Annotated in this window: 8 protein-coding genes and 2 pseudogenes; 8 read left to right on the top strand and 2 right to left on the bottom strand. The window is 32.0% G+C overall.

All coding sequences use genetic code 11. The features are described 5' to 3' along the window. The 8 genes and pseudogenes from HMPREF0631_RS03710 to HMPREF0631_RS03675 all read left to right on the top strand — a co-directional run. Positions 1 to 603, top strand: a pseudogene (locus HMPREF0631_RS03710) (MobQ family relaxase); the annotation flags it as partial. A gap of 2 nt (positions 604 to 605) precedes the next feature. Beyond that, complete coding sequence (locus tag HMPREF0631_RS03705) at positions 606 to 1,112, top strand: phage replisome organizer N-terminal domain-containing protein (RefSeq protein ID WP_002843518.1); 507 nt, start codon at positions 606 to 608, stop codon at positions 1,110 to 1,112. A 272-nt stretch (positions 1,113 to 1,384) separates the two neighbouring features. Further along, positions 1,385 to 1,708: a hypothetical protein gene (locus tag HMPREF0631_RS03700; RefSeq protein ID WP_002843523.1), complete on the top strand. Its 324-nt coding sequence runs from the start codon at positions 1,385 to 1,387 to the stop codon at positions 1,706 to 1,708. 71 nt (positions 1,709 to 1,779) lie between these two features. Then, positions 1,780 to 2,787, top strand: coding sequence for an ORF6N domain-containing protein (locus tag HMPREF0631_RS03695; RefSeq protein ID WP_002843527.1), 1,008 nt, complete (start codon positions 1,780 to 1,782; stop codon positions 2,785 to 2,787). A gap of 112 nt (positions 2,788 to 2,899) precedes the next feature. After that, on the top strand, positions 2,900 to 3,085 hold the full coding sequence (locus HMPREF0631_RS03690) for a transposon-encoded TnpW family protein (RefSeq protein ID WP_002843519.1): 186 nt from the start codon (positions 2,900 to 2,902) through the stop codon (positions 3,083 to 3,085). A gap of 35 nt (positions 3,086 to 3,120) precedes the next feature. Further along, positions 3,121 to 3,660, top strand: a complete 540-nt coding sequence (locus tag HMPREF0631_RS03685) for a polymorphic toxin type 50 domain-containing protein (RefSeq protein WP_002843521.1) — start codon at positions 3,121 to 3,123, stop codon at positions 3,658 to 3,660. Further along, complete coding sequence (locus HMPREF0631_RS03680; protein ID WP_002843520.1) at positions 3,629 to 3,823, top strand: hypothetical protein; 195 nt, start codon at positions 3,629 to 3,631, stop codon at positions 3,821 to 3,823. The genes HMPREF0631_RS03685 and HMPREF0631_RS03680 overlap by 32 nt, the downstream gene beginning before the upstream one ends. Positions 3,824 to 3,834: 11 nt before the next feature. After that, a complete protein-coding gene (locus HMPREF0631_RS03675; protein WP_002843524.1) occupies positions 3,835 to 4,068 on the top strand; it encodes a YjcQ family protein in 234 nt (77 codons plus the stop codon). Between the two features lie 152 nt (positions 4,069 to 4,220). Here HMPREF0631_RS03675 and HMPREF0631_RS10370 read toward each other — a convergent pair. Together HMPREF0631_RS10370 and HMPREF0631_RS03670 are read right to left on the bottom strand one after the other, a co-directional pair. After that, a pseudogene (locus tag HMPREF0631_RS10370) lies at positions 4,221 to 4,343 on the bottom strand (transposase); the annotation flags it as partial. Positions 4,344 to 4,368: 25 nt separating this feature from the next. After that, positions 4,369 to 4,548, bottom strand: coding sequence for a hypothetical protein (locus HMPREF0631_RS03670; protein ID WP_002843525.1), 180 nt, complete (start codon positions 4,546 to 4,548; stop codon positions 4,369 to 4,371). Positions 4,549 to 4,683 lie beyond the last annotated feature (135 nt).

Here is a 4,683-nt window from a genome sequence, read left to right as displayed (position 1 = left end):
CTAAAAGATAATCATCTTCAAACCATAGCAGACCTACAAGAAAAAGTTTTTGAACTGGCAAAGCAAAGTAAAAAGATAAGTGAAGATATTCAAAGCAAAACCCAAAGAATAAAGGAGTTAAATCGTTGCTTTATTTGTGCAGACATCATCAAAGAAAATAAGGCGGTATATCAGGAATATAAAGATAAAACTTTTCTTAAAGATAAATTTTACAATTCACATAAAGATGAAATTGAAAACTACAAAAAAGCAAGAAAGACTATAGAAAAATTTACTGGAACATCAGCTATAAAGTCGAGTGATTGGCAGAAAGAAATATCAAGCCTTGAAAAAGAGATACAAGACTTAACTGAAGATAAAGCTAAAGTTCAAGACGAATTTAAGCAGATAGACCACATCAAATATGCAGTAAAGATTGTTAATGACGAGTATGGAATAGACCTATCTATAGAAATAGATAAGGCAATTAAGAGAGGAGATAAACCAAGTGTAATTGCACAACTGAAAAAATTCCAAGAGCAAGAGGAAAGAAAGGAGCAGTACAAACAAAAAGCAAAAGAAAAGGCTAAAGAAAATTATAAAAATAAAGGGGAGGAAAGATAAAAATGGCAGACAACAGAAGATACTATTGGTTAAAATTGAAAGAAGATTTTTTTACAGATAAGAGAATCAAAAGGCTAAGAAAAATATCAGGAGGAGATACCTATACAATCATCTATCTTAAATTGCTTTTACTTAGCTTAAAAGATAGTGGAAAGCTGTATTATGATGGAGTAGAAACAGATTTTATCAAAGAGCTTGCCTTAACGATTGATGAAACGGAAGATGATGTAATGGTTACAGTAAATTATATTGTAGCACAAGGATTGATGGAGATAATCACAGAAAATGACGAGTATTTTTTAACAGAAATTCCAAGTCTAATAGGTTCAGAAACAGCTTCTACAAGGCGTTCAAGGAAATCAAGAGGACAAAAAGCGTTGCAATGCAACACTGGTGCAACATCTTGCAACCTTTTTCAACAAAACTGCAACGGAGATATAGAGATAGATAAAGAGATATATAGAGTTAGAAAAAGAAAAAATATCCCCCTCCTTTTACGGAGAATATAAAAATGTTTCCTTAACTGATGAAGAATATGGAAAATTAAAGGAAAACAGTAAATCAAAAGTATATACCTTTGAAGATTATGACAAGGGTGAACACTTGTAGACCTCGTATAAGACGGTGGAAAGGTGTTTTTAGAGCGTTAATGATAAAATAGGTACAGACTATAGCTAAGTGTAAAATAGGGCTTAAAATTGCAGTATGGAAAAAATATCGTATTTATGATAAAATGATAATGATATTGTAATAAACTCAGTTATAAGGAGAGGATATATAAATGCGAATTCAATTTACTGTAACCGATGAAGAACTTGAAATTTTAACTAAAAAAGCAATAGAGGGAGGGTTCCCAAGCATTACTGAATATTGCAAGTGTAGCAGTTTACAAGAAAATACAAGCTATGCTGACTTATATACTACCTTATTAAACAAAATTAGCTCTTTACCGAAAGGCAAAGAATTTGTTTTGAGAGAGTTAATCGCAACACCTCCGGCATTGATTGGCAGATGGTTTTACGAAAATGTAAATAAGAGACTTGTAAAAAATGTGGAACACATAGGAAAAGCTGAAGGTGGAGTAGAAAAATACAAAAAAATATAAGACTTATTCAAAAAGCTACGCAGTGCGTGGCGAATTGGAAAAGAATTTAGATAATGTTGGAGGTGCATTTAATGGCAGATGAAAACAGAGAAATTGTAGTGATAGATGAAACTACAATGAAAAGCAAGATTTACTATATACGAGGTCAAAAGGTTATGCTTGACTTTGAACTTGCTGAAATATATGGGTATGAAACAAAAACATTTAATCAGCAAGTTAAGAATAACATAGAAAAATTTGATGAAGATTTTAGATTTCAACTTACCAAAAATGAATGGGAATTTTTGAGGTCAAAATTTTTGACCTCAAAATCAGATGAAGGTTCAGGCGGTAGAAGATATATGCCTTATGCCTTTACAGAACAAGGTATTTATATGCTGATGACTGTATTAAGAGGAGAACTTGCTGTCAAGCAAAGCAAGGCTTTAATACGAATGTTTAAGCAGATGAAAGACTTTATAGTTGAAAACCAAGACTTTATCACTTCGAAAGAATTATTACAAATAGCAGTACAGACAAACCAAAATACAAAGGATATAGCAATAATAAACAATAAAATTAGTACTTTAGCTACAAAAGAAGATTTGAAAAAGGTGATGGATAATTTTATAGATCCAGACACTTACAAGCATTTCCTTTTAATGAATGGAGATAAGATTGAAGCAGATGTTGCTTATACAAAAATATATAAGTCTGCAAAGAAAAGCATTTATGTAATAGATAACTATATAGGCTTGAAAACCTTAGAATTATTAAGGGCTGCAAAAGACAATGTCGAAATTATAGTCTTTAGCGACAATGTGAAAAACAAGGATATGCTGACAAAAAATATCCTAAACGATTTTAGAAAAGATTACCCTAATATCAATCTGAAGATGAAAATTGCAGGTAAAAAGTATCACGATAGGTATATTGCCATTGACTATGGAATGGACAGTGAAGCCTTTTATCTTTGCGGAGCTTCATCAAAAGATGCAGGAAATAAAATATCAAGTATTACAAAGATAGAGGAATCTTCCAAGGATATGTATCATACGATGTTTGGCGAAATGCTGAGTAATAAGGATTTGAAAATTTAATATATAAATGCTAAAGCGTTATTAAATGAATAGCTATAAAACTTGTGAAAGGCGGTAGAAATAAAACTCTATCGTCTTTTTTTTGATTGCAACTAACAGGAGGGAAACTAATATGCACGAAAATAAAAATGAACATAATGCAGGAACAAAGACTATAAAGAAGATTGAAAAGGCAAATTATGAGGTTATTGTCCATTTTAATGAAAATGCGACTGAAACTATGCAAGATAAATTGAAAAGGATAATGCTTAGGGAAATGGAGCGAGAAAAAGATAAAAAACCTCATAAAAATGATTAGAAAGTCCTTGACAAGTTGTTGCAGGAACAACGGACTTGAATAACTTCAACAACGAGAAAAGAAAGCTGACACAACTGGAAGTCAGGCAGAAGAACCGAAGTCAAGACCAGGGATTCAAGATTGACCCAAGTAAGACTAAAGTCAGGGATGTTGATGTTAAAAAGACCAAAGATTACTTGATACAAAAAGCCATAAATGATAAAATTGAAGAAACAAGGAAATATATAAAATCAGATGAGTGTATTAAAAAGATTCATGAGGGTAAGCAAGGCAAACACATAGTAGGTCATAATAATTACGATGGCAAAAGTTATTTAGCCGAGGAGGTTGACCCACAGGAGCTTGTCGACGCTTATCATGGTACTGGAGATTATAAAATAACTAGCCCAAATAAAAATTGGGTTAAGAAAGAATTTGTATTCGGTAAGGATACAATGGAGTTTGTTGTCGATGAAGTTATTAGAGAAGTAACACCGACAAGATATTTTTCAATACACTATTCAAATGAGGGTACGCATATAGTGCCTAGAAAGGGGCCGAGCAATGGTAAGTCTAGAGGAAATGAGAAGAGCTGAAGGCCATCAAATTAGAATTGTTTATATAAACGGTGAGTCAAATGAAGATTATTGTTCGTATTATATGCATCCAGCCAATGATGAAGAGGAAGCATTGATATTTATAGGTGAACATTTCGAGGCGGAACAGTCTGACATTGAAAGTATTACAATTCTAGACTAGTAGGTGTAACAATGGATAATTTTAAATACATATATAGGATTTTGAAGATACTTGAAAAGTATATGGATTTAGAAGAGTTCGACCCGGAGTTAATAGGGTATAAAGAGCTTGATATAATTAAACCTAGGTGGTCAAGGATAGTGTCAATGTTAAAAGAACAAGAATACATACAGGGTATTGACATATGGTATTCACTAGCCCAAGATTACCCAAGGGTGAAATTGGCTAATCCTCCGATTAGGTAGTTAAAAAATAAATATTTGATTATTGGGAAGGCTGGTGAAAATCCAACCTCCCTTTAATTTATAATATTACTTAATTTTTTTGCATGTCAATAAAAACTGCTATAAAATCAGTTTTAAATCTAGTAACTTATGCGTTTTTCGAATATGATTGATAGCTCTTTGAATATAGATAACCAATATTTTGAGAATTCAGCATCTCCGACATAAAGCCCTAATACTTCTTTAGTGCCTTCTATTGTAATACCTAAAATCACATAAGCAGCTCTCTTTTTTACATAGACTCGTTGCCACCCTTATTTTTTAGTTCTTCTTCTCTTTTTTTATCAGAATTTTTAATTCTTCAAGGTCATCTGGGCTAGAGTGCTTATTTATAAAAAGTCTAGCAGTACGACGATACCCATCTATTCTAGTCTTTTCTTTGTTTTTTTGTTCCCATTTTCTATTAGCTGGTAACTTGCCAATTTGTTTGTTTTCTTCCATAGACGATTACCTCCTTGTTGATAAATAATCAAATATTGTGGCCACTAAAAAACCTATAGCAGATATTGCTAATAGTATATCTTTAGTTTTAAAGTAAGCTAATGTTAGTGCTAAAGTTGTTACTACTAATAATAT

This window comes from Peptostreptococcus anaerobius 653-L (assembly GCF_000178095.1).
In the GTDB taxonomy this organism is placed as follows: domain Bacteria; phylum Bacillota; class Clostridia; order Peptostreptococcales; family Peptostreptococcaceae; genus Peptostreptococcus; species Peptostreptococcus anaerobius.
This window is presented reverse-complemented; position numbering and strand designations above follow the sequence as displayed.

Bases quoted from the DNA above. Each gene is read 5' to 3' on its own strand.
- HMPREF0631_RS03705 (WP_002843518.1), top strand. From the start codon at position 606: ATGGCAGACAACAGAAGATACTATTGGTTAAAATTGAAAGAAGATTTT.
- HMPREF0631_RS03700 (WP_002843523.1), top strand. From the start codon at position 1,385: ATGCGAATTCAATTTACTGTAACCGATGAAGAACTTGAAATTTTAACT.
- HMPREF0631_RS03695 (WP_002843527.1), top strand. From the start codon at position 1,780: ATGGCAGATGAAAACAGAGAAATTGTAGTGATAGATGAAACTACAATG.
- HMPREF0631_RS03690 (WP_002843519.1), top strand. From the start codon at position 2,900: ATGCACGAAAATAAAAATGAACATAATGCAGGAACAAAGACTATAAAG.
- HMPREF0631_RS03680 (WP_002843520.1), top strand. From the start codon at position 3,629: ATGGTAAGTCTAGAGGAAATGAGAAGAGCTGAAGGCCATCAAATTAGA.
- HMPREF0631_RS03675 (WP_002843524.1), top strand. From the start codon at position 3,835: ATGGATAATTTTAAATACATATATAGGATTTTGAAGATACTTGAAAAG.
- HMPREF0631_RS03670 (WP_002843525.1), bottom strand. From the start codon at position 4,548: ATGGAAGAAAACAAACAAATTGGCAAGTTACCAGCTAATAGAAAATGG.